Origin of the sequence: Methanobacterium sp., from assembly GCA_016222945.1 — an archaeon.
Taxonomy (GTDB): domain Archaea; phylum Methanobacteriota; class Methanobacteria; order Methanobacteriales; family Methanobacteriaceae; genus Methanobacterium_D.
This window is the reverse complement of sequence record JACRPY010000003.1, coordinates 160,232-180,462: the sequence shown is the minus strand read 5'-3', so window position 1 is coordinate 180,462 and position 20,231 is coordinate 160,232. Positions and strand designations below refer to the sequence as shown.

The 20,231-nt window shown below is 33.6% G+C and carries 24 protein-coding genes; 9 read left to right on the top strand and 15 right to left on the bottom strand.

All coding sequences use genetic code 11. The annotated features are described in order from the left end of the window. Positions 1-6 precede the first annotated feature (6 nt). From HZC47_05540 to HZC47_05495, 10 genes are all read right to left on the bottom strand, one after another. Positions 7-987 (bottom strand): SDR family oxidoreductase, encoded by a 981-nt coding sequence (locus HZC47_05540; protein MBI5680334.1) that lies wholly within the window; start codon positions 985-987, stop codon positions 7-9. A gap of 48 nt (positions 988-1,035) precedes the next feature. Then, positions 1,036-1,911, bottom strand: coding sequence for a hypothetical protein (locus tag HZC47_05535; protein MBI5680333.1), 876 nt, complete (start codon positions 1,909-1,911; stop codon positions 1,036-1,038). A 95-nt stretch (positions 1,912-2,006) separates the two neighbouring features. Continuing rightward, positions 2,007-2,471: a GyrI-like domain-containing protein gene (locus HZC47_05530; protein MBI5680332.1), complete on the bottom strand. Its 465-nt coding sequence runs from the start codon at positions 2,469-2,471 to the stop codon at positions 2,007-2,009. Positions 2,472-2,562: 91 nt separating this feature from the next. Further along, complete coding sequence (locus HZC47_05525; GenBank protein ID MBI5680331.1) at positions 2,563-3,024, bottom strand: GyrI-like domain-containing protein; 462 nt, start codon at positions 3,022-3,024, stop codon at positions 2,563-2,565. A 171-nt stretch (positions 3,025-3,195) separates the two neighbouring features. Further along, on the bottom strand, positions 3,196-4,119 hold the full coding sequence (locus tag HZC47_05520) for a HEAT repeat domain-containing protein (GenBank protein MBI5680330.1): 924 nt from the start codon (positions 4,117-4,119) through the stop codon (positions 3,196-3,198). Positions 4,120-4,332: 213 nt separating this feature from the next. After that, a complete protein-coding gene (locus HZC47_05515; GenBank protein MBI5680329.1) occupies positions 4,333-4,596 on the bottom strand; it encodes a HEAT repeat domain-containing protein in 264 nt (87 codons plus the stop codon). Further along, positions 4,566-4,718: a hypothetical protein gene (locus HZC47_05510; protein MBI5680328.1), complete on the bottom strand. Its 153-nt coding sequence runs from the start codon at positions 4,716-4,718 to the stop codon at positions 4,566-4,568. The genes HZC47_05515 and HZC47_05510 overlap by 31 nt, the downstream gene beginning before the upstream one ends. A gap of 246 nt (positions 4,719-4,964) precedes the next feature. Next, positions 4,965-5,228, bottom strand: coding sequence for a hypothetical protein (locus HZC47_05505; GenBank protein MBI5680327.1), 264 nt, complete (start codon positions 5,226-5,228; stop codon positions 4,965-4,967). Positions 5,229-5,516: 288 nt separating this feature from the next. Beyond that, positions 5,517-6,011 (bottom strand): TIGR00288 family NYN domain-containing protein, encoded by a 495-nt coding sequence (locus tag HZC47_05500; protein MBI5680326.1) that lies wholly within the window; start codon positions 6,009-6,011, stop codon positions 5,517-5,519. A 167-nt stretch (positions 6,012-6,178) separates the two neighbouring features. Continuing rightward, a complete protein-coding gene (locus HZC47_05495; GenBank protein MBI5680325.1) occupies positions 6,179-6,607 on the bottom strand; it encodes a MarR family transcriptional regulator in 429 nt (142 codons plus the stop codon). 114 nt (positions 6,608-6,721) lie between these two features. Here HZC47_05495 and HZC47_05490 point away from each other — a divergent pair, with 114 nt between their 5' ends. The 4 genes from HZC47_05490 (at position 6,722) to HZC47_05475 (ending at position 11,241) form a co-directional block, all read left to right on the top strand. Next, positions 6,722-8,023 carry an MFS transporter gene (locus tag HZC47_05490; protein MBI5680324.1) on the top strand — a complete coding sequence of 434 codons (1,302 nt, stop codon included), beginning with the start codon at positions 6,722-6,724 and terminating at the stop codon, positions 8,021-8,023. 110 nt (positions 8,024-8,133) lie between these two features. Further along, entirely contained in the window at positions 8,134-8,694 is a 561-nt protein-coding gene (locus HZC47_05485; GenBank protein ID MBI5680323.1) for a TetR/AcrR family transcriptional regulator, read from the top strand. A gap of 69 nt (positions 8,695-8,763) precedes the next feature. Next, complete coding sequence (locus HZC47_05480) at positions 8,764-9,990, top strand: aldo/keto reductase (GenBank protein ID MBI5680322.1); 1,227 nt, start codon at positions 8,764-8,766, stop codon at positions 9,988-9,990. Between the two features lie 9 nt (positions 9,991-9,999). Continuing rightward, on the top strand, positions 10,000-11,241 hold the full coding sequence (locus HZC47_05475) for an aldo/keto reductase (GenBank protein ID MBI5680321.1): 1,242 nt from the start codon (positions 10,000-10,002) through the stop codon (positions 11,239-11,241). Positions 11,242-11,391: 150 nt separating this feature from the next. On the opposite strand, the gene HZC47_05470 is transcribed toward HZC47_05475, so the two are convergent. The 3 genes from HZC47_05470 to HZC47_05460 all read right to left on the bottom strand — a co-directional run bounded on the left by HZC47_05470 (position 11,392) and on the right by HZC47_05460 (position 13,777). Then, on the bottom strand, positions 11,392-12,666 hold the full coding sequence (locus HZC47_05470) for a hypothetical protein (GenBank protein ID MBI5680320.1): 1,275 nt from the start codon (positions 12,664-12,666) through the stop codon (positions 11,392-11,394). 96 nt (positions 12,667-12,762) lie between these two features. Next, entirely contained in the window at positions 12,763-13,251 is a 489-nt protein-coding gene (locus HZC47_05465) for an ROK family protein (protein MBI5680319.1), read from the bottom strand. Positions 13,252-13,300: 49 nt separating this feature from the next. After that, positions 13,301-13,777: a hypothetical protein gene (locus HZC47_05460; protein ID MBI5680318.1), complete on the bottom strand. Its 477-nt coding sequence runs from the start codon at positions 13,775-13,777 to the stop codon at positions 13,301-13,303. Positions 13,778-14,376: 599 nt separating this feature from the next. On the opposite strand from HZC47_05460, the gene HZC47_05455 reads away from it, so the two are divergent. Further along, positions 14,377-15,513 (top strand): hypothetical protein, encoded by a 1,137-nt coding sequence (locus tag HZC47_05455; protein ID MBI5680317.1) that lies wholly within the window; start codon positions 14,377-14,379, stop codon positions 15,511-15,513. A 33-nt stretch (positions 15,514-15,546) separates the two neighbouring features. Beyond that, positions 15,547-15,825, top strand: coding sequence for a transcriptional regulator (locus HZC47_05450; GenBank protein ID MBI5680316.1), 279 nt, complete (start codon positions 15,547-15,549; stop codon positions 15,823-15,825). Positions 15,826-15,845: 20 nt separating this feature from the next. Here the strand turns inward: HZC47_05450 and HZC47_05445 are convergent, their stop codons facing one another. Beyond that, positions 15,846-16,112 (bottom strand): hypothetical protein, encoded by a 267-nt coding sequence (locus HZC47_05445; protein ID MBI5680315.1) that lies wholly within the window; start codon positions 16,110-16,112, stop codon positions 15,846-15,848. 96 nt (positions 16,113-16,208) lie between these two features. Here HZC47_05445 and HZC47_05440 point away from each other — a divergent pair, with 96 nt between their 5' ends. Together HZC47_05440 and HZC47_05435 are read left to right on the top strand one after the other, a co-directional pair. Further along, positions 16,209-16,895, top strand: a complete 687-nt coding sequence (locus tag HZC47_05440; GenBank protein ID MBI5680314.1) for an L-2-amino-thiazoline-4-carboxylic acid hydrolase — start codon at positions 16,209-16,211, stop codon at positions 16,893-16,895. Positions 16,896-17,104: 209 nt separating this feature from the next. Beyond that, positions 17,105-17,398, top strand: a complete 294-nt coding sequence (locus tag HZC47_05435; protein ID MBI5680313.1) for a DUF3892 domain-containing protein — start codon at positions 17,105-17,107, stop codon at positions 17,396-17,398. 25 nt (positions 17,399-17,423) lie between these two features. Here the strand turns inward: HZC47_05435 and HZC47_05430 are convergent, their stop codons facing one another. Beyond that, positions 17,424-18,125, bottom strand: coding sequence for a methyltransferase domain-containing protein (locus HZC47_05430; protein ID MBI5680312.1), 702 nt, complete (start codon positions 18,123-18,125; stop codon positions 17,424-17,426). Between the two features lie 290 nt (positions 18,126-18,415). On the opposite strand from HZC47_05430, the gene HZC47_05425 reads away from it, so the two are divergent. Continuing rightward, a complete protein-coding gene (locus HZC47_05425; protein ID MBI5680311.1) occupies positions 18,416-20,086 on the top strand; it encodes a serine hydrolase in 1,671 nt (556 codons plus the stop codon). Positions 20,087-20,231 lie beyond the last annotated feature (145 nt).

Below are 20,231 nucleotides of genomic sequence, written 5' to 3'. Positions count from 1 at the left end.
ATATTATTAAACATACTTATTTTCTTTAAACCATTCAATAGAGTCCTTGATTGATTCTGTTATAGGGCGAGATGAGAATCCAAGTTCATTTTGGGCTTTTTTTGAGCTTATATCACAATTACTATTTAATACTTCAATTGAATAACCTGTAAAAAGAGGTTTATCTTTTATAAATTTATAGTAAATAGGAGTAAACTTAGAAAATATTTTTAATAACCAAAGTGGCGCTTTAAATGATGGGGCTTTAACTCCAGTTATTTTTTCAAGATAATTCATTAATTCAGGAACTTCTATCTTTTCTCCCGACAAAATATAAGTTTCACCACTTTTCCCATGTTTAGAGGCGAGGATTATGCCTTCAGCAACATCTCTAACGTCTACAAAATCATATGCTCCATCTAAATACGCTTTTATGTCTCCATTTATATAGTTAATGAATAAAGTACCCATCTGTGAAATATTGTAGTCATATGGGCCTATTATTCCGCTGGGACATATTATCACGGCTTCAAGACCTCGATCTATGCCTTTAAGCACTTCTAAAGAGGCTGTAGCTTTTGTTTCGTCATAACCTCCCCTTGAATATTGTGGATCAAATCCACAATTTTCATCGATAATTATTCCTTTAGGAGGTTCCTTTAAAGCATGAACAGAACTGATATAAATTAGACGTTTAACACCAGTTTTAAGGCAGGCGTTCACCACATTGCGAGTCCCTTCAACGTTAACTTGGTACAAAAATCCATCCTTATCAGGCATAATGGAAATAATTCCTGCAAGATGGTATACAATTTCAGCTCCCTGAAAAGCATTGACCAGAGAATCAATATCCCTAACATCTCCCTCCACTATTTCAATATCTAATCCTTCTATGGGCTTTAAATCCTCGGATTGAAGTATGAAAGCTCTTATTTCCTCTTCATTTTCCACTAATTTGCGCACAAGTACATTTCCAACGTGTCCAGTTGCTCCAGTAACTACAATCATCTATATCTCCATTATTTGACGTGATCATGCGTTTAATTTTATTAAATCTTATTGGCCTTGTTTCCAGCTATTATATGCGCTGTTTAGGAATGTTATGAACTCTTGTGTTGCTTTTTGATTACCTTCAGAATTTGGATGGTCATCTTCGGTTGGATAGGCAAGTACAGTTCCACCATTGGTTAAAACACTATGGAAATTAAAAACAGCCACATTTTTGAGGGGATAACCTTTAAGCCAATCATTGGTCAACCATGAGCTAAAAGCATTAGCATTATTTGCATAAGTTGGATCAGTAACTGGTGGTGGAGTAATAATTATAAATAACTTGTCCGGCCTTGTTTTAAAGTATTCAAGGAGGTCTATGTATATTCCTTTAGCATTAGCTACTGTATGGAATTCTGATCCGCTATCTTGTTCTTTTAGGGGGTTTTGATCAATTGAAGGTATTGGATCATTTGGATTTCCTTTCAAAGCAGAATTAGGAAAGCATGATTTGAAAACAACGATTGTATTTTCTCCTCCAGGATTATTAGCCATACGTGAATATGCACAGTTTTGGGTGCTTTCAGTGTGCAGTGCATTTAAGTATTTACTGCTTTCAGGTCCTCTAAACCAACTCCACCAATTTCCAATATCTGTTCTATCGCCAATACCATCAGGGCCCCAGCCATAATTAGTGTCGCTTACAAAATAATTATTATCTCGAAGCGCGATTCCTAATTTCCCATTATCATCTGAAAGCCAGTTTTCACCCACAGAATGATGAATAAAAATTAAACGAACAGGACTGGACGGAGGGGAAGAACCAGCGGTTATGTTATTAGATCCCGTTTGATTTTCTTCTTTTGTGCATCCAGATCCAAAAACTACAAGTGCCATAATTGCAATTATAAACCCAATCAAAACTAAATTTTTGTTTTTCATATCAATCAAACCATTTAAGTATATATCTAATTTTTAAACATATATTTACCGATTTCAACTGATTTCCATGTTTTTATAGTATTGGTCGCGTTCAATTATCTATTGATTTTAATTACGGGGAATTCTACTTCGGTGAGTAACTCTTCAGGACTTACTTCGTTTGGATTGTTTAAGTAAACTTCTGTCATAGGTCCTATTATATCATAACCATTTTCAATAGAGTATTTGGCTAAACCGTCAATTACAGGGCCTACCTGGTCATATGGACCTTTATGCATTGTTGCAACTACTGTATGCTCTGGAATTATTTTAACCTGCACATTTCCCTCGTCTGTGGCAGTGCCTTCAAATGAAGCACCTATTTCATAGAACAGCTCTTCAGGGGGTACATCATCTGGACGGTTGAAATAAGCCCCATAAATCATTCCAGTCATATTAAGCCCTTTGTTCATTACCCATCCAACTACTTCTTCTATAAGCTCCGGAATTTTATCATAAGGGCCTCTATATCTTATGAATGCTACCTGTGTGTCGTCCATCCTTTTTTCATCTACTTCCATAATTTTTCCTCCATTAGGATATTATCATTAGAACTAATTATTTTTTTTCTTTTTAAATTATGAAAAGGAAAAATATGGATAATATTTTGTATTAACTCTTTTTAACAACTGGAAACTGTACTTCAGTTAATAATTCATTTTCAGTTACTTCCATTGGATCATTCAAATAGATTTCTTTAACTGGACCTGCTATTTGGTAATTATTTTCCATGGCGTATTCTATTATGGTCTGATAAATTTGTGCTGCTTCGCCGTAGGGTCCTTTATAAACAGTAGAAACTGCTTGATGGTCAGGGATATTTTTAATATTTACTCTGCCATTTCCCGGCGCTTCACCAATGAATGCTATTCCCATTTCGTATTTCAGATTTTCTGGTGATACTTCCATGGGGCTGTTGAAATATATTCCATATGGAGGTTCAATAATCTGAAGGTTTTCTTCCATCACGTAGCTTACAACTTCTCCTAAAACTTCGGGAATTTTATCATAAGGGCCTTTTACTGAAACATAGGCTACTTGGGTTTTTTTTATATTTTTAATTGTTATTTCCATTATAATCACTCCAAAGACAATTTTAGCACCTTTTCAGATGATGCAAACTGCCGCTGTTTAAATTATGATCATAGGGGAATACAATGTTTATGTAAGAGCGTATGAAAACTACTCATTAGAATAATTGTTTATTTAAACTAAAAATCGATAATAAATGGTATGAGAAATGTTTTAAAAGCTATTTTCATTAGTAAGTTTATATTCAATTTTTATAAGTGCATTTTCAGCTTTCATTCGAACATCCCAACTTATATCATCTAATGCTTCTTGCAGCGGCCCGATAGCGCGAGGATCACCAATTCGACCTAAAGCTTCTGCGGCATTTTCTCGAAGAGCGGGGGTTCCTTTTTTTAGTACGTTAATTAAAGGTTCAATGGCACGAGGATCCCCCATCCATCCTAGGGCTTCTGCAGCTTTCACACGGAAATCATAAGCTATTACGTCATATTTATTTTCTTTTAAAGCTTTTATTAAGGGTTCAACTGCTTTTGGATCTCCACTTCTTCCCAAGGACTTAGCTGCTTCTTCTTTTGTATGTGCACTCATGTCATTTAATAATTTTATCCACTCATCAACATCTCTATTCATCCGTATTATGGCATCATCAGCTTTTTTTCTGACATCCCAATGTTTATCATCTAATGCTTCTTGCAGCGGCCCGATAGCGCGAGAATCGCCTATTAAGCCAAGAGCATCTGTTGCATTTTCGCGAACTGGATATTTTTTATCTTTTAAAGCAGTTATTAGGGGCTCAACAGCTTCAGGATCGCCTATTAATCCGAGTGCTTCTGCTGCATTTTCGCGAACATAATATTTTTTATCTTTTAAGGCAATTATTAGAGGTCCAACAGATTTAGAGTCGCCAATTTTCCCTAGAGATTTAGCAGCACATTTGCGGATCTCTGAGTTTTCATTTTCTAATGCTTTTATTAGAGGTCCAACTGTGTTGGGATCTCCTATTACTCCTAAAGCATTAGCTGCTTGCGCACCCACAAATTTATTTCCATTTTTGAGTGTTTTTAATAATCCGTTAATGTCCCTATTTATCTTTAGTTCATCTACATTTGGTCCAAAGATTTTATCTAGAAATCCCATTAATATCACACATTAAATTTTGTCTATAAAATCAATTCATTGTTCTTTAATTTATAGTATATTATATTAAGATGAATTATTTTATTATAACTTCATAACTGACACTTTTTAATTTAATAGTTGTTTATTAAGGTTTTTAGTAGGATTCATGGAATTTTTTAACATTAAATTGATTAAAGGTTAATAAAATCCCCAAAAGTCATAATATGCTATTTAGTAAATAAAAAAAATAAAATATAAATCAATTTTTGGCATTATCTGCATTAAAGCTCTTCTGGCGTTCATTTGAACCTCTATATGGCTGTCTTTTACAGCTCTTTGCAGCGGTTCAACCGCATGTGGATCTTTTATTTTCCCTAGGGCTTTCGCAGCTTCGTCACGTATATATCCATCTTCGCTTAAAGCACATATCAGGGGTTCAACAGCTCTTTCATCTTTGATTTCCCCTAAGCTATAGTAACATATCTTGCTGAATATGTACCTGTTTTTAACTCTTTTATTAAGGGTTCAACTGCTCTTGAGTCACCTATCCATCCTAAAGCTTCAATAACTGCTAATCTACTTTTAACTGCTTCTAATAATCTTAAAAGTTCATCCATATTTCCTTCAATCTTTAAATTATTAATACTTGGTCCAAGAATACTGTCTAACAGTTCAATTTTATCTCCTTAGATATTTATATTGGTAATCCTATTAAACTCATTTAATTTGTAGTATTCTATTTTCTAAGCATTATAATATTTTAATAGGTAAAAAATAGTCATATCCACTGAAATAAGGTGTTATTTCAAAATTTAATGCAATAAAGAATATTAATAAAAAAAGAAAAAATATGGAAAAATAATTTATTCCACGATTCTAACTTCTTGAACTGCAGGTTTAGCTATTGCTCTACCAATTAATATTGTTGCAATAACTGCAATTATAGTAATTAGTACTGCATAAATCAGTAAACCAGTTATATCGTTTCCCTTACCTACATATGCAATAATAATTGCTTTTATCGCGTCATTCCATGCTAATGCTGCAATTAACCCAAATGCAGTTGTCATCAATGTTGCTATGGTTGTTAGCACTTGATTTTTTACTTCTCCAACTTGTTCCTTCATTTTTTTATTCCTCCATTTAATTAACATTTTGTGAATAATTGTTATTTTAAATAGTTAATAAATTTATTTTTATCTATGCAAGTTTAATATCAATTTGGAGGGTATGTATATGTAAAGGGGAATTTTATAGTTATAAATTGTATATTATTTGATTTAATATGCTAAAATTAAAATAAATGGTTAAAAAAGTCATTTAGTACTTATTTTTTAGAAATAAGGTATATTACTTAATATATTTGTAATAAAAATTTAAGAAAAATAAGGAGCTATTAAAAGATAATTAAAGAATTAAGCTGTTCCAGGGGATGCATCAGTATTTAAGACAATAGCGCTGTCTGCAGAGTTCTTTAATGCTATACTGAACCCGGGTTCGGCCCCAATTACAATTGTTTCTTTTCCTTTTTCTTTAGCAATATTTATTAAAGGTAAAAAATCAGCATTACGTGTCATAAGTGCAATAACATCAATATTAGGATTATGAATAAGTTCAAATGCTTCTACAGCCAGCTGGACATCAACATCTCCAGCAACTATTATTGGGGTAAAACCCTGATTTACAACAGCCTCTATAAGTTTATCTGAGGCGTACTGGTTTAAAAGGACTTTTGCAACCTTTATATCTCCACTTTCTGTTATTATTTCTTTTATCATCTCCAGATCAAGATTGAACTCTGCCCGAAGCATATTAGGTCCATCTACTAAGAGTCCAATGTTACGATCATTAGATTTCCTTGTTAAAGGAATGTACTCCTTAAATGAACTTAATTTTTCTAGATTATGCACAATTTCACTCCTATGTTATAGTAATTCAATATTTGATTAAATATTTATCATCTTTGAAAGACAATTGTCTATTTATTAACTGTTTATATTTTGTTTAAACCATATTAAATAGGTATGCCCAAATTTTTCCCAATACTTCTTAAATAATTGTTGATTATAACTATATTTCACTCCATACTATCACGTACTTTAAGCAATATGTTTTTAAAAGCTTCTATTTCCTCATCTTGAAGGTTTATTAACATTTTCTTGATTATTTCCAGCCCTTCTTCATCCATTTCTACGAATAATTTTTTTCCTTTGGGAGTTAATTCAATTAAAACCTGTCTTCGGTCTTTTGTTCCAACTGTCCGATTTGCATATCCTTTTTCTACCAATCTATCTACAGTTCTTGTGGGTGTACTTACTGCAACATCCAATGTTTCTGCGAGTTGTTTCATTGTTTTGGGTTCTTCAATACCTATTGCATAAATTGCATTAGCTTCGGCTATGGTTAATTTTTGATAGATTTTCAGGGTTATTTTGCTCTGTTTTATAAGTTTATCTCCTATTCCATCGAAAAGGCCCATAATTACCCGTATATCTTCTTCATCCATATTTAGTATTCTATTATTTTTTTGATATAAATATTCCGATAAGTATATATTATAGTTCCCAAATAGTTTGAGATACAAATAGTTTGATATGCGTAGTATTAATTGGTGAAAAGTATGGAAAGTGAAAAAACAATAAAACCAGCTAATAAAAAAGAACGAAAAGATTCATTGCCTGAGAAGAAAGGTTTTTTATCATTAAGCTTATTTTTACTTCTACAAGGACAGTTCGTCTCTGTAATGGGAGATATGATTTATGAAATAGCGCTTGGATTCTGGGTTTTGGCTTTAACAGGTTCTCCGGCTCTTATGGGAACCTTAATGGCAACATCTCTTCTTCCTGCAGTTTTATTATCGCCATTTGCAGGGGTGGTGGTAGATCGATACAACAGGAAAAAATTAATGATAGTAATGGACGCGATCAGAGGAATTACCATTATTTTAGTGGCTGCAGTTGCATTTATGGGCTTATTAGAGATATGGATGGTTTTTCTAGCAGGGATCATTCTAGGAATTTGCGGTGCCTTTTTCAGCCCTGCTGCAACTTCAGTGATACCTCAAATGGTTCCTAAAGATAAATTAACTAATGCAAATTCACTTTTTGGCATGGCATACACTGGAGCCGATATTCTAGGAAATTCCATTGGAGGGATCCTTTTTGCGCTTATTGGTGCTCCATTGATGTTTTTAGTTAATGGAATATCTTTTATTGTATCTGGAGCTTCCATAAGCTTTGCTCAAATCCCTAAAAGTAGAGAATCTAAAATTACATTGGATGATTTTAAAAGTGATATCAGGGAGTCATTTTCATTTATCTACAATTTGAAGGGGCTTTTCTATATTTTGCTCATCTTCTCAATTTCCAGTTTCCTTGCTCACATTGCAATAGTGCTGCTTATTCCTCTCTTCCAGTTCACTCCAGGACTTGGAGCGGCTAAATATGGTGTTACAATTGCTAGTTTTACTGTAGGAATATTTCTGGGTATGATTTTCCTATCAATTATAAATGTGCCCTCTCCTAAAAAAGCAGTGGTGATGTTTGTATCGGTCACAATATCTAACTTATGTCTTGTAGCATTTGCATTAATCACAGAATTTTATTTAATGGTAATTATGTTGTTTATTGCAGGTATTTCAGGATCTGTAGTCAATGTTTTTGTTATATCATCAATCCAGTCTATAGTACCGGACAATATGATGGGTAAAGTGATGGCACTGGTGAATACGTTAATAATTGCACTTATACCTCTTGCAATGATAATTGGAGGGGTTTTAGCCCAATTTTTCCCTATACGGGCAATCTTTATGGTATGTTTCCTATTGGGGGTGCTGGTTTTTATCAGCCTGTTTTTCATGCCTTCAGTGCGTAAATTCATTAATTTTGACCCTGAAAACCAAAGTATTGAAGATATGATGTAATTAAAATGAAATGATTTAGAATTATAATCGTAAACTTTAAATATTAAATTGACTAATCAGTCTATAAATATATATTCTTATCACTGAATTAAAAATTATGGGGTTAATCTTTGAAGGAAAAAGAAAAAAAGATACTTGGTGCAGCATTGAAACTTTTTGTTGAAAATGGATTTCATGGAACTTCCACTGCAGAAATTGCAAAAACTGCAGGAGTAGCCACAGGAACATTATTCCATTATTTTAAAAGCAAAGAAGAATTAATCAATCGTTTGTATTTATATTCCAAAAAATCCATGCTCAATGAAATCGATGACCATTACAACATTGAAAAATCATTTAAGGAAAATATAAAATCTCTGTGGACGGCAATGGTTGATTTTGGATTTAATAATTCTGAAATGTTTCAGTTTATACTTAGCTTCCATTGTTCCCCTTATATCACTTCTTTAACTAAAAAAGAGATTGAAACCCGATATGAAAGGTTAATAGAGGCTTATATTGTGGGTTTAGAAAAACAAAAAATCAAAGATGTGCCATATGAATTGATTATGGATTACTTATGGGGTAATGTGGTGACTTCAGTTAGTTATTTTGAAAAGTATCCTGATAAAAGGAACTCTGAGATTAAAGATATGGCATTTGATCTGTTTTGGGATGGAATCTCCCGATAAGATTAGATAAAATTTATTTTTATAAAATTATTCGACTGACAAGTCAATCAAGAAGAATGAGGTGTTTAATTGCAAAAAAGAATCATAAAAAAAACAGGGGATGAAATATCAGCACTTGGGTTTGGTGCAATGAGATTACCAACAAAGAATGGTAGAGCAGATGAAAAGCGGGCTACAGAACAGATTAGATATGCTATAGATCATGGTGTTAACTACATCGATACTGCCATAGCTTACATGAATGAACCATTGGTGGGTAGGGCTCTTGGCGAGGGATACCGAGAAAAGGTTAAAATTGCAACGAAACTTCCACCGTGGAATGTAAATAAGGCAGAAGACATGGAAAATATTTTTAAAGTCCAGCTGGAAAATTTTAATACTCACTATTTTGATTACTACATGTTACATGGCCTTAATCATCCCAGCTGGGAAAAAATGCTGAAGTTGGAGGCACTGGAATTTCTGGATAAATTAAAAACATCGGGGAAAATAATTAATGCAGGATTTTCATTTCATGGCGATAAAGAACTTTTTAAGGAAATTGTGGATGCTTACGATTGGGATTTTTGCATGATTCAGTATAATTATCTGGATGAAGAGAATCAAGCAGGGACTGAAGGTTTAGAATATGCAGCAGAGAAAGGATTGGGAATAATAATTATGGAACCATTTAGAGGGGGCAATTTGACAAAAAATATACCCTCTGAAGTGGAAGATATATGGAATCAGGCGGAAATTAAAAGAACACCTGCAGAATGGGCCTTAAGATGGATATTAAATCATCCAGAAGTTACATGTGTACTTTCAGGGATGAATGAAGAAGAACATATAGAAGAGAATCTTCGAATTGCAGAGGAATCATTACCTAATTCCTTAAAATCAGAAGAATTGGAGTTAGTAGAAAAAGTTAGAGATAAATACAGGGATTTGATGAAAATAGGATGTACTGGATGTCAGTATTGTATGCCCTGCCCTGCAGGAGTAGATATAGCCAGATGTTTTGAATTCTATGATAGCACACACATTTTTGGAAATAAAAGACAGAACCAATTGCAATATGCACTGGGTCTTGGAGTTTTCCATGAAGGTGCTTACGCATCCAAATGCATAAAATGCGGAAAATGTGAAAAGCACTGTCCTCAGGATTTACCTATCATGGATCTTTTAGAAGATGTATCAGGAGATATGGAAGGCATTTTAACAAAAGTCGTGCCTCCATTATTCAAATTTTACTTGGCAATTAATGGAATGATAATGGGAAGAAAAGCAAATAAAATAAATAAAGGAGATAAATAGGCTGATAAAATGCAAATAAGGAGAATTAAAAAAAATAACGATGAAATATCTGCACTTGGATTCGGCGCAATGAGAATGCCGACAAAAAACGGCAGAATTGACAAAGAAAGTGCCAAGGAACAGATTTATTACGCAATAGATAATGGAGTGAACTTTATTGACACGGCGTTTCCTTATCATGGCGGATCAAGCGAATCATTTTTAGGAGAAATACTAAAAGATGGATACAGAGAGAAAGTAAAGCTCTGCACTAAAATGCCATCATGGTCAGTTAAAAAATACGAAGATATGGAAAAATATCTAAATACTCAGCTTGAAAAGCTTCAGACAGATTGCATTGAATATTATCTCATTCATGCTCTGGGTAAAGGAAGTTTTGAAAGGCTTAAAAAACTAGGAGTTTTGGAATTTTTAGAAGATGCTAGATCAAAAGGCAAAATAAAAAATATAGGTTTCTCCTTCCATGACAATGGAGATGCTTTTAAAGGAATTGTAGATGCATATGATTGGGATATGTGTTTAATCCAGTACAATTATTTAGATGAAAAAAATCAGGCAGGTACAGAGGGAGTTAAATATGCAGCATCTAAAGGAGTCGCTGTTTTCATTATGGAACCTTTAAAAGGAGGGCTTCTTGCTGGGGAAGTACCGGAAGCAACAATTCAAATATGGGATAAATCTGATATTAAAAGAAGCCCTGCTGACTGGGCTTTAAGATGGGTTTTAAACCACCCTGAAGTTACATGTGTTGTTTCTGGAATGGGTGAATTGGATCAAATTAAGGAAAATATTAAGGTTGCAGAAGAAGCTCTGCAGGGTTCTCTAACTGAAGGCGAGCTAAAACTTTACGAAGAGGTTAAAGATGTTTATAGAAGCAGTATGAAAATAGATTGCACTACCTGTGGTTATTGTATGCCCTGTCCTTTTGGGGTGGACATTCCTTCTTGTTTTGAACTTTATAACCACAAATACTTGTTTGATGAAGGACAGTCCTTCACTTACCTGACGCGCCTTGGAGGAATTATGAGTGGAGCTGAATCTCATGCAGGGCTTTGTAATGGCTGCGGAAAATGTGTAAAGGCATGCCCTCAAAAATTGGATATTCCTGAATTGTTAGGTGATGTTTCAAAAGAACTGGGAGGAAGAGGCTTTAAATATAAGGTAAAGATCGCAGGAACAGTAATAATGCCTATTTTTGACTTATTCCTATCTTTAAGCTCCAAATTATCAAAAAAATCAAGTAATAAGTAAATGCTAAAATACGTGTTTTATGTTTTAAAACAGAAATAAAATTTAGAAACTTTTTTATAAGTATATTCTTAGGAATATTATGGTATTTCACTTTTAAAGGTATAAACCCGGCATCAGAATGATTAACTCTTAAAAAATATTTTTTTATTACTATTTCTTATTTGCAGGGTCTGTTTTTGAATCTTTGATCTGCCAAACGTGAATAATGGGTTTATCACCATCAACTAATGGTTCTAAAACGTATAGAATACCTCGTCCACGGTCAAAAGCTACTGCACCCACACGATCTTTTTGTTTGGAGGATTTTATGTTGAATAGATATTGGTCAATATTTAGTTTTGCATAGGGTTGGGGGTCATATGGTTGCATAGTTCCCTTAGCAACTTCAGCTAGATCTGCAGGGTCATAGAAGAGTATTTGTGCCTGGAAACTATCACTCCACCAACCTCTTAAATCTTCTCCGTAAAAAGTGGGAGATATTACAGGTACCGGTGGAAATGGACCTTCACCACTTGTTGGCCATACAGTGCCATCAGAGAAACCATACCACGTATTTCCTATTCCCTTTGTACCTACAAATATTACAGCGGATTTATCACGGGAATTTAGCCAGGCACCTCCGTTCCATTCATCTGAATGCTTATAATTGTCCATTACATGGTTTTCTGGATCTGTTATGGAAGAATACTGGAGCAGAGGGATATTTGATAATTCAGTTCCTGAAAGAGGTGGATTTCCTTCATTCCAGGGTCCGTAGGCAAATATACAGGGACCCTGACTACCTTGACCTCCATCTCTGTACCTGCCGGTTACAATGTATTTGCCTGGGGTGTTGATATCTGCCCATTCCTTTGGTATGGAGAAGATGTAATAAGTTGTAAGATAGTTAAGTTGGTTATCTATTTTCCAGTCACCAGCTAATTGTGGGTTTGAAAGATTCAATTCAAAACAACCATGACTGGGATTTCGCTCTTGATCTTGTATGTGCTGCCCAAAACAATAATATAACTTGTCTGATGTTTGATTTCCCTGTTTTGGAAGATATTCCAAACCCACTTTAGGTAATTCCATTCCCTCAATCTTAGTGCCCAAAACATTTTTAAAATCTTGTAATGTTTCTGCTGTATTTAGATCACCTGGATTTTTATTCTGGGAAATTACAGGGACAGGAATGCTGATTTCGGAAATATATTTAAGCTGATCATTACCGGTCCCATAAATAGATCCTGGAAACCCGTCTGAAGTCCCGTTAGAATCACCAGTAGGGTAATAGGTCATAGCACTCATTTCATTTCCTGCCCATTCCCAACCCATGCCTCCAGGAGTGTCAGGCAATTTAAATGCACCAATATATACAAGATCAGAGGGCTGTACCAGTTTTGATGCTGATGTGGACTGTTTTATGTTTAATGCTGTTATTCCCAAAAAAACTGCTAGGATTATTAAAACAATTAACACTAACAAGATTTTCCTTTTAATATTCTCAACCTTCAAATAATTTTGGAATAAAATCTACATAAATCACATGGAATAATCTTCTACATGCTTTTTTTTAGCACGATCTCTTTTGGCAGAAGCCACTTCAATCTCTGTTTTTACCAAACTCAGTAATCCTTTCAGCTCTTTAATATCAGTTTTTACTCCACTTACAGACGGATTTTGATATTCCAATTCTCCCTCTGGAGAAAAATCGTCTTCAGAAACTAAAACCCCGAATGAACGACCTATTTCAGGTTCAATAACATCATCCAATGGATTATCCAGTCTGTCCTTGACATCTATATTTAAAACGGCCTTAAGAGATTCTTCTGATATTTCGGGTCCAAAACCTATTACTATTATCTCTTGAGGATCAAAGGCATTTACAACTGTATAAAGGTGCCCTAATGGAGGTTTTGGCGGCGTATCAGAGTCCATTCCAAAACCAATTGTATGGTACCAGGCCTTACGGAAGTCTTCATAGGTTTTTCCCTTTTTTAATCTACGGGTTATCATAGAAACCATCATCATTTGTTTCACCTCACGTAATTCCATTTATTATAGATAAAACTTAAAGTTTTTAGCTGTAAACAAGTAAAATGTTTTTATTGTTATTGGGATCAATAAAAACAGGTAATTTCGCACCTACATTAATAGAGCCCATATCAAGCATGCTTACAACGTCTTTATACTCCATTTCATAGGTTTCTCCATATGGAGACGTTATTTTAAGGTGGAATTTAACCTGAGGAAGCTCATTGATATATAAACCAGTCTGTTCACGGCTAAGGATTTCTGCTTCACCTTGTAAACCATTTTCCATAAGGTTAGTTTCCCTATCATTGATTCTTTTGTAGTATGAATAGACTCCAACAGTTGCCATAAGAGGAAAACTCACGAATGCTCCGCCCATCATGTAAAGAAAAGTATTAAGGGGGTAACCATCATCAGTTAGAGCATCGGGAGATGCTAGAAACCCGCAAATGATCATTCCTACTCCAACAGCTAAAAGTGGTACTGTTGTAATTATAAATATCCATTTAGATGTTTTCCACATAAAAAACACTTCTTTTTGTTAATTTATCCTTAAATTTGATCCTACAAATTGATTTTATATTGTTTAATTTAGCTACTGAAAATATTATGATTTACTATCATCATCAAAAAGAAAGCCTTAAATATGGATTTAAATATTTTATTTTGAAAAATAATTAAAATAGACATATTTTGGATTTTAAAATGATATGGGATGAATTATTAAAAATTTGAAAAGAAAAAAGAATTATTTTCAGTTTTATGGTACATATTGCAGTTGTGCTATTGATACATATCTTCCGATTTACATAGGGTTTAGGAGCTGCTATAATATGGAATAGCAGTAGCTTGTTTTACTGTGGGGGTTTTTTTGGCAGGATTTCTTTTTATGTTCTATGGTTTGGTCTGCCATAATTTTTCGTTTTAGCTATGATCTTACTGCTTATTTCATTACTATGTTGGATCAGAAAAAAGACAGTGGATACAGAGATTTTTAGTTCATAAGGGACTTATTGCATCGTGGTAAGTGTTTATTTATGCCTGCAAACATATTTTTTTAAATGATTTTTATAAACAAGGGGATATAGAAAATAGAAAAATATATAAACGCAAAATCCAAATTTGCAATTAGACTTGATAGGGACATTTGTGGGGGGTATCGCCATTAAAAAGAGTGATAATTATTCTAATTTTAAAGATTCCATAAAAGGTTTTGGTTTGGTTCGCTTGTGGGTTATAATATTGATACTTGTTTTAGCCATTGTAAGCAGTACGTTGATATGGGTCACTTATAACAACACAGAACAAGATTTAATGAATATTGCCAATCAGATCAATCCAGATAAAGTGGAAAGTGGATTAACTGTTGAGGATTATCAGGATCCAGCCACAGCTATTAAGGTGACTTCAGGTATCTATGTGGATCGAGTTAAATCCCTGTCTATAAAGGACAACTTGTGGACAGTTGATTTTTACATATGGTTTAAATGGAAAGGAGATTTAAATCCTGGTGACAGTTTCCAGGTGATTGATGGAACTGTTGATCCTAAAGACGTTAAACTCATTAAGAATGGCGTTGTAGGCGATGAAACTTATGCTTTATACAAAGTAACTGCAACCATCACCAAAAAATTTGATATGAACAGATTTCCAGTAGATGATCAATTTTTAACCATAAATATCCAGGATACTGCAGATCAAAGGGACAAAATGATTTTTGTACCGGATCAAGAAGGTTCTTCTGTGGGTTCTAACGTTAACACTCCAGGATATGGGATTGTTGGATTTAATATGACTGAAAAGCCATTTAATTTCAATTCAACCATGGGGGATCCTACTGTTTCCAGTGGCACATTCTCCCAGCTAAGAACAGGAATACTGTTGTCGAGGGAAGATAACTCCGTCTTGTTTGTATCACTCATCGGTATATTTGTAGCAGTTTTAGCTGCTTTATCATCTCTCTTTATTATGTCATTCCAAGGACGTTTTTCCATGGAAGGGGCTTCCATGTTCGTGCTTATAACTAACATGATTTTCATTTCAAATTTGGTTCCTACTGGAGTTATAACTGTAGGACATTATGTAGCTGCACTTGGGTTTTTCATAGTGGCCATGTGTTTAGTGGAGTCTTCCATATCCATATATTATCATAAAAAGGGAGATGAAGCATTAGCTAGGAGATTGGATCTTGTAACAGTGCCTATTTTGGCTTTAGGGTTTGTAGTGACAGTTATTGCCATGATATGGGCAGCATGGTGAGATATATTAAAATAATTAAATGGAGGTATTTATTTGACCAAGGTAGTAAAAAGAAAAGGTACAATAGAGCCATTTAAACAGGATAAAATAAAAAATTCTCTCCAAAAAGCAGCTATTGATGCAGGATACAGTTTAGATGAGAAAAAAGATATAGTTGATGAGGTATTTGCTAATATCAATAAAAAATTAGATAAAGAAGATAAAATAGAAAGTGAAACTATCCGGAAATGTCTTTTAACCGAACTGGATAAATGTGAACCATATATAGCTAAATCGTGGAGAAGATTTGACAGTAAATATAAATCAAGATAATTCTTTATTTTTTTCAAACATTATTTGCCTTTTTTTATAAGCTCTATGAACTTATCTATGTCTTTAACATTGAACACAAATTTATAATAGGATTTTCCCTTTGGTCTAATGGGCATCAAACAGCATACAGCAGATTCACTTTGATAATATTGGAAAATATCTTCAAACCAGTCTGCATCTTCTTCTTTTTCAAATTTGATTTCCATTACATTTGAATGCACTTCTATAATGCACTTTTTATCCTTAAAAGCTTTTTTTAGCTCTTCAATTTTTGTATCAGATGGCATCTTTTCTCCTTAAAATTATAATCAGAGTTTAACCTATTCTAAATAAAGTTACATAATATTTTTAACCAAAAACTAATATTAACTTAGGGGTATTTAATGAGCGAAGATAAACAAAATGATTATTATAATTCCAAAAAATCAGAATTTTTCACACAATTTCATGGATTTTGTGAGTGTATCGGCGTGTTAATAGAAGAAAAATACGGTAAAAAATTCAAAGAAGAGATTATTGGAGAAATTAGGCAGGAATATGAGGCTATTTATGAAAAAATCCCATATATAGGTGGGGATGAAAATTCGTTAACATTTACCCTTGTTTCTGGTGCACAGAATCTTGCATTTTACAAAGTGTTAAAAAGGCATGATAAGCCATTAAAAGAGATTGGAGAGTTAGCTTATAAGGCACAAGAAAAAATATTTAAGGATCATCCAGAATTAATCCCTCCAATGACTGACCCTGACATTATTCCGTATATAAAATATGCAGCCGAAGTTTCCAGAGAAAAAAAGTTTTCTGGAGACTGGGTTTATGAATTCATAGATGGAAATGAAGAATTTGATTTCGGCACAGATTTTACCGAGTGCGCCATAAAAAAATTATACCATAAATATGACGCAGATGAATTCACACCTTACTTATGCGCCATGGACATCTTAATGAGTGATATAGGGAATTTAGGCTTGCATAGGAGGGAAACACTTGCTGAAGGTTCAAATAAATGTGATTTTCGTTATAAAGGCGGGCGTGAAACCAAAATTTTTAATACTGTGATTAAGGGCTAAAACGGTTATTACCAGTAAAAAAAGAATTAAAAGCCAAATAACTGGTTCAAATTCTATTTTTATTTTGATTATTATTACAGAAATAACGCAGATTGTTTATACATTGATCTTCAATATTAAATAGTAGTTTGCAACTGATACGAAATTAAATTTAGTTAGAACTTGTATTTAATTCTAATTCAACATTTTAATTTAATAAGGAGGATAATATGGCTGATTACGGAGTTACAGATGTTAAATATAATAGTATAGGGAAATACATTGAATGGGTTAAAGTAGGTAAATTTACAGGTAGTTCATTTGCAATGCGCGAAAACTGGCTTCGAACTAAGGTTATATCAGAAGTAGAGAATGGTAAAACATTTATAACAGTTTTAAAACACGGCGATAAATTAAAAAAAGGCGCAGAAATCAATGTAGTTACTGTGGATGGAAAAAAATATATCCGTACAGACAACGAAAACGAGGCTTCTGATAATTTAGAAGGCCTTCCAGAGTTCTAATTCCTTTTGTAAAAAGCTTGAGAAATTACACTTTGGAGCAAATATAACTTATACAATTTTCAGCTTCAATTTCTTTTAAATCAATGGAAAACCCTGTTTTTTCAAATAATCCTTCCATAATCCAATCATAGGTGCTGAATTCATCTTTTATATGGATCATTGTCTCATCTGCCATGGAATCGCCGCCATCATTTCTCAGGGTTTCTATAAATTCATTAAAACTGTTTTTATAGTCTTCAGGGTTGAATGTGAATATTACATCAAAAAGATAAAATTTTCCTCCTGTTTTTAAGATATCTGCAATTCGAAGGAGTGCTACAGATTTCCAGAAATCTGGAAGATGGTGCAAAGCAAATTTTGAAATTACTTTATCTACTTTGTCACCTTCATGTTTGTAAGTTAAAAATCCTGCACAATGAGTTTCAATATTAGTAATATTCTGTTCTTCTGCTTTAGTTTTTAAAATATCAAGCATTTGTTGGGATATGTCAACACAAATAACTTTTTTACAATATTTTGCAAGATTTAAAGCAATTCCTCCAGTTCCACAACCAAAATCAAGCACAATATCTTCTTCTGTGATTTCTAATTTATCAACAACATCCTGAGCTTCTGCATTGAAATCTCTGAACTTTTGATGCTCGTCATCATATTTCTCAGCAATTTTTGAATCTAGGTAATCTACACCTATTTGTTTTTCTTCGTAGTACCATTTGGGGGTTTTCATAATTAAACCACAGCTAGTTTAAAATAATTTAAAATCTCAATAATTTCAATTTTATGGCTTTTTAGAATTTAATTTTTCATTGATAAACATAATTATTTTTTGTAATCTACTATCATTTTGTATTATTTAAGTTATTCTGTTAATGGCCCACATCAAATTAAGGATTTAAGGCAAGATTATTCTACTTTATGTGTATAATAAGTTTTCGCCTAAAATTAATAAAGAAAACTTTATTTGTTAATTAAGTTAGTAATAAACATTATGATGAAATAGTAAAATTGGGGGTTCCTATGATTAATAGTAAATTGGGGGGAATTTTATTAATTTGTGGGATTGTTGTCGTTAGTGTCTTTGCTTTTTACAATCCCTCTACTAATTTACCTACTACTTTAAATGATAATCAGTTAAACAGTATTAATCAAACTGGGAACAATAATCCTGGCAATAATGCTATTTTTCCTTCAAATACTTTATTAACCTCCATTCCCTTCTCATCAGGGGGTCATAGTCAATCTTCATCTCCAGTGAGTCCTTCACCAGGTCCAGGACCTACTCCAGATCCAATGGATCATATAATTAGTCTTTTTGACGCCTACGTGAACTCAATCTTCCCCGAAACAGGAATACCTGGCTCAGCAGTAGTAATTGTAAAGGGTGATAAGATAGTTTACATGAATTGTCTTGGTGTGAAAAACCTTGATTCTGGAGCTCCTGTTGGCCCTAATACTTTGTTTGAGATAGGTTCATGCAGTAAAGCATTCACCGCTACAAATATAGCTCAGCTGGTAAGTAAAGGTTTAATGAGTTGGGATGACCCCATATCTAAATATTTTAAGGATGATGCTGAATTCCAGATGTACGATCCAGATGTAACTGGTAAAATTACAATACGGGACAGTCTGTGCCACCGTAGCGGACAACCAGCATACAGCCAGGATATGGAATGGATTATTTTCAATGATTCGTATTATAGAATGCTTTATAATCTCCGTTATGTAAAAAATAACACCGCATTTAACACCACTTATAATTATAATAACATAATTTATGCTTTGGCCGGTTATTACGCTGCCAGAGCAACCGAAACAACCTGGAGTGAATTAATTAAAGAGGATCTCCTTAATCCTTTAGGCATGACCACATCAACAACCACTGTAAACGATTTCTTTAATTCTCCAGATCATGCTACACCTTATAAGTATCTTTCAAATGGATCCTTAGTACCATATCATACTGCAAGTATTGATGAGGTGGGGCCTGCAGGAGTTTTGGGCTGTTCAATCAGCCAAATGGCTAACTGGCTCAAATTTCAAATAGCAGATACTGGGGTGTATAATGGAGTTCAAATAGTATCTAAGAAAGAGCTGGATGAAACACGTACTGGGCAAATAGAATATGATGACAATCTGAAATATGCTTTTGGATGGATTGTGAATGATCAATTAATCTCTCATTCTGGTGACACTATTTCTTCACAAACATCAGTTACAGTTTTCACATCAAAAGGTATAGGCATAGTATCATTAACTAATGCAGGACCCCTTGGGCAGAATTTTAATAATGCTTTGCTTCAAAAACTTGGTTTACTATTAAAAGGTGATGAGGTCACTGATCCATTTATAAACCCGAAACCAGCACCGTACCCAGACCCTGTACCCCCATTTGTCGAACCGCTGGGCCTAGGTAATTATACAGGGGTTTATAGTAATGATTTCTATGGAAACATAAGCATAACTGCTGAAAATAATGCACTGAAATGCTTTTATGGCCATAATAGTCAGCCTAATGATTTAAAGCATTGGAATGGCAATGTTTTCATAGATCCGATTTATGATATGCCATTAAACTTTACTGACATCTATGCTGACTCAGCTCACCAATTAGAAGTAGATGGCCTTCAAAATTATAGCACAACTCCTCCTGGTGATTCATCTATATTCAAACGCACAGATACTCCTTAAACCTCTATTTAATTCTTTTTATTTTCTTTTATTACATATTCATTAAATTTCTAGTCAAAATAAACCTCTTATTTAAATTTAAGCTTTAATAATGCTTATAATCATATATAACATTCCAAACTTAACTTTTTTCTAAAGATTTTTC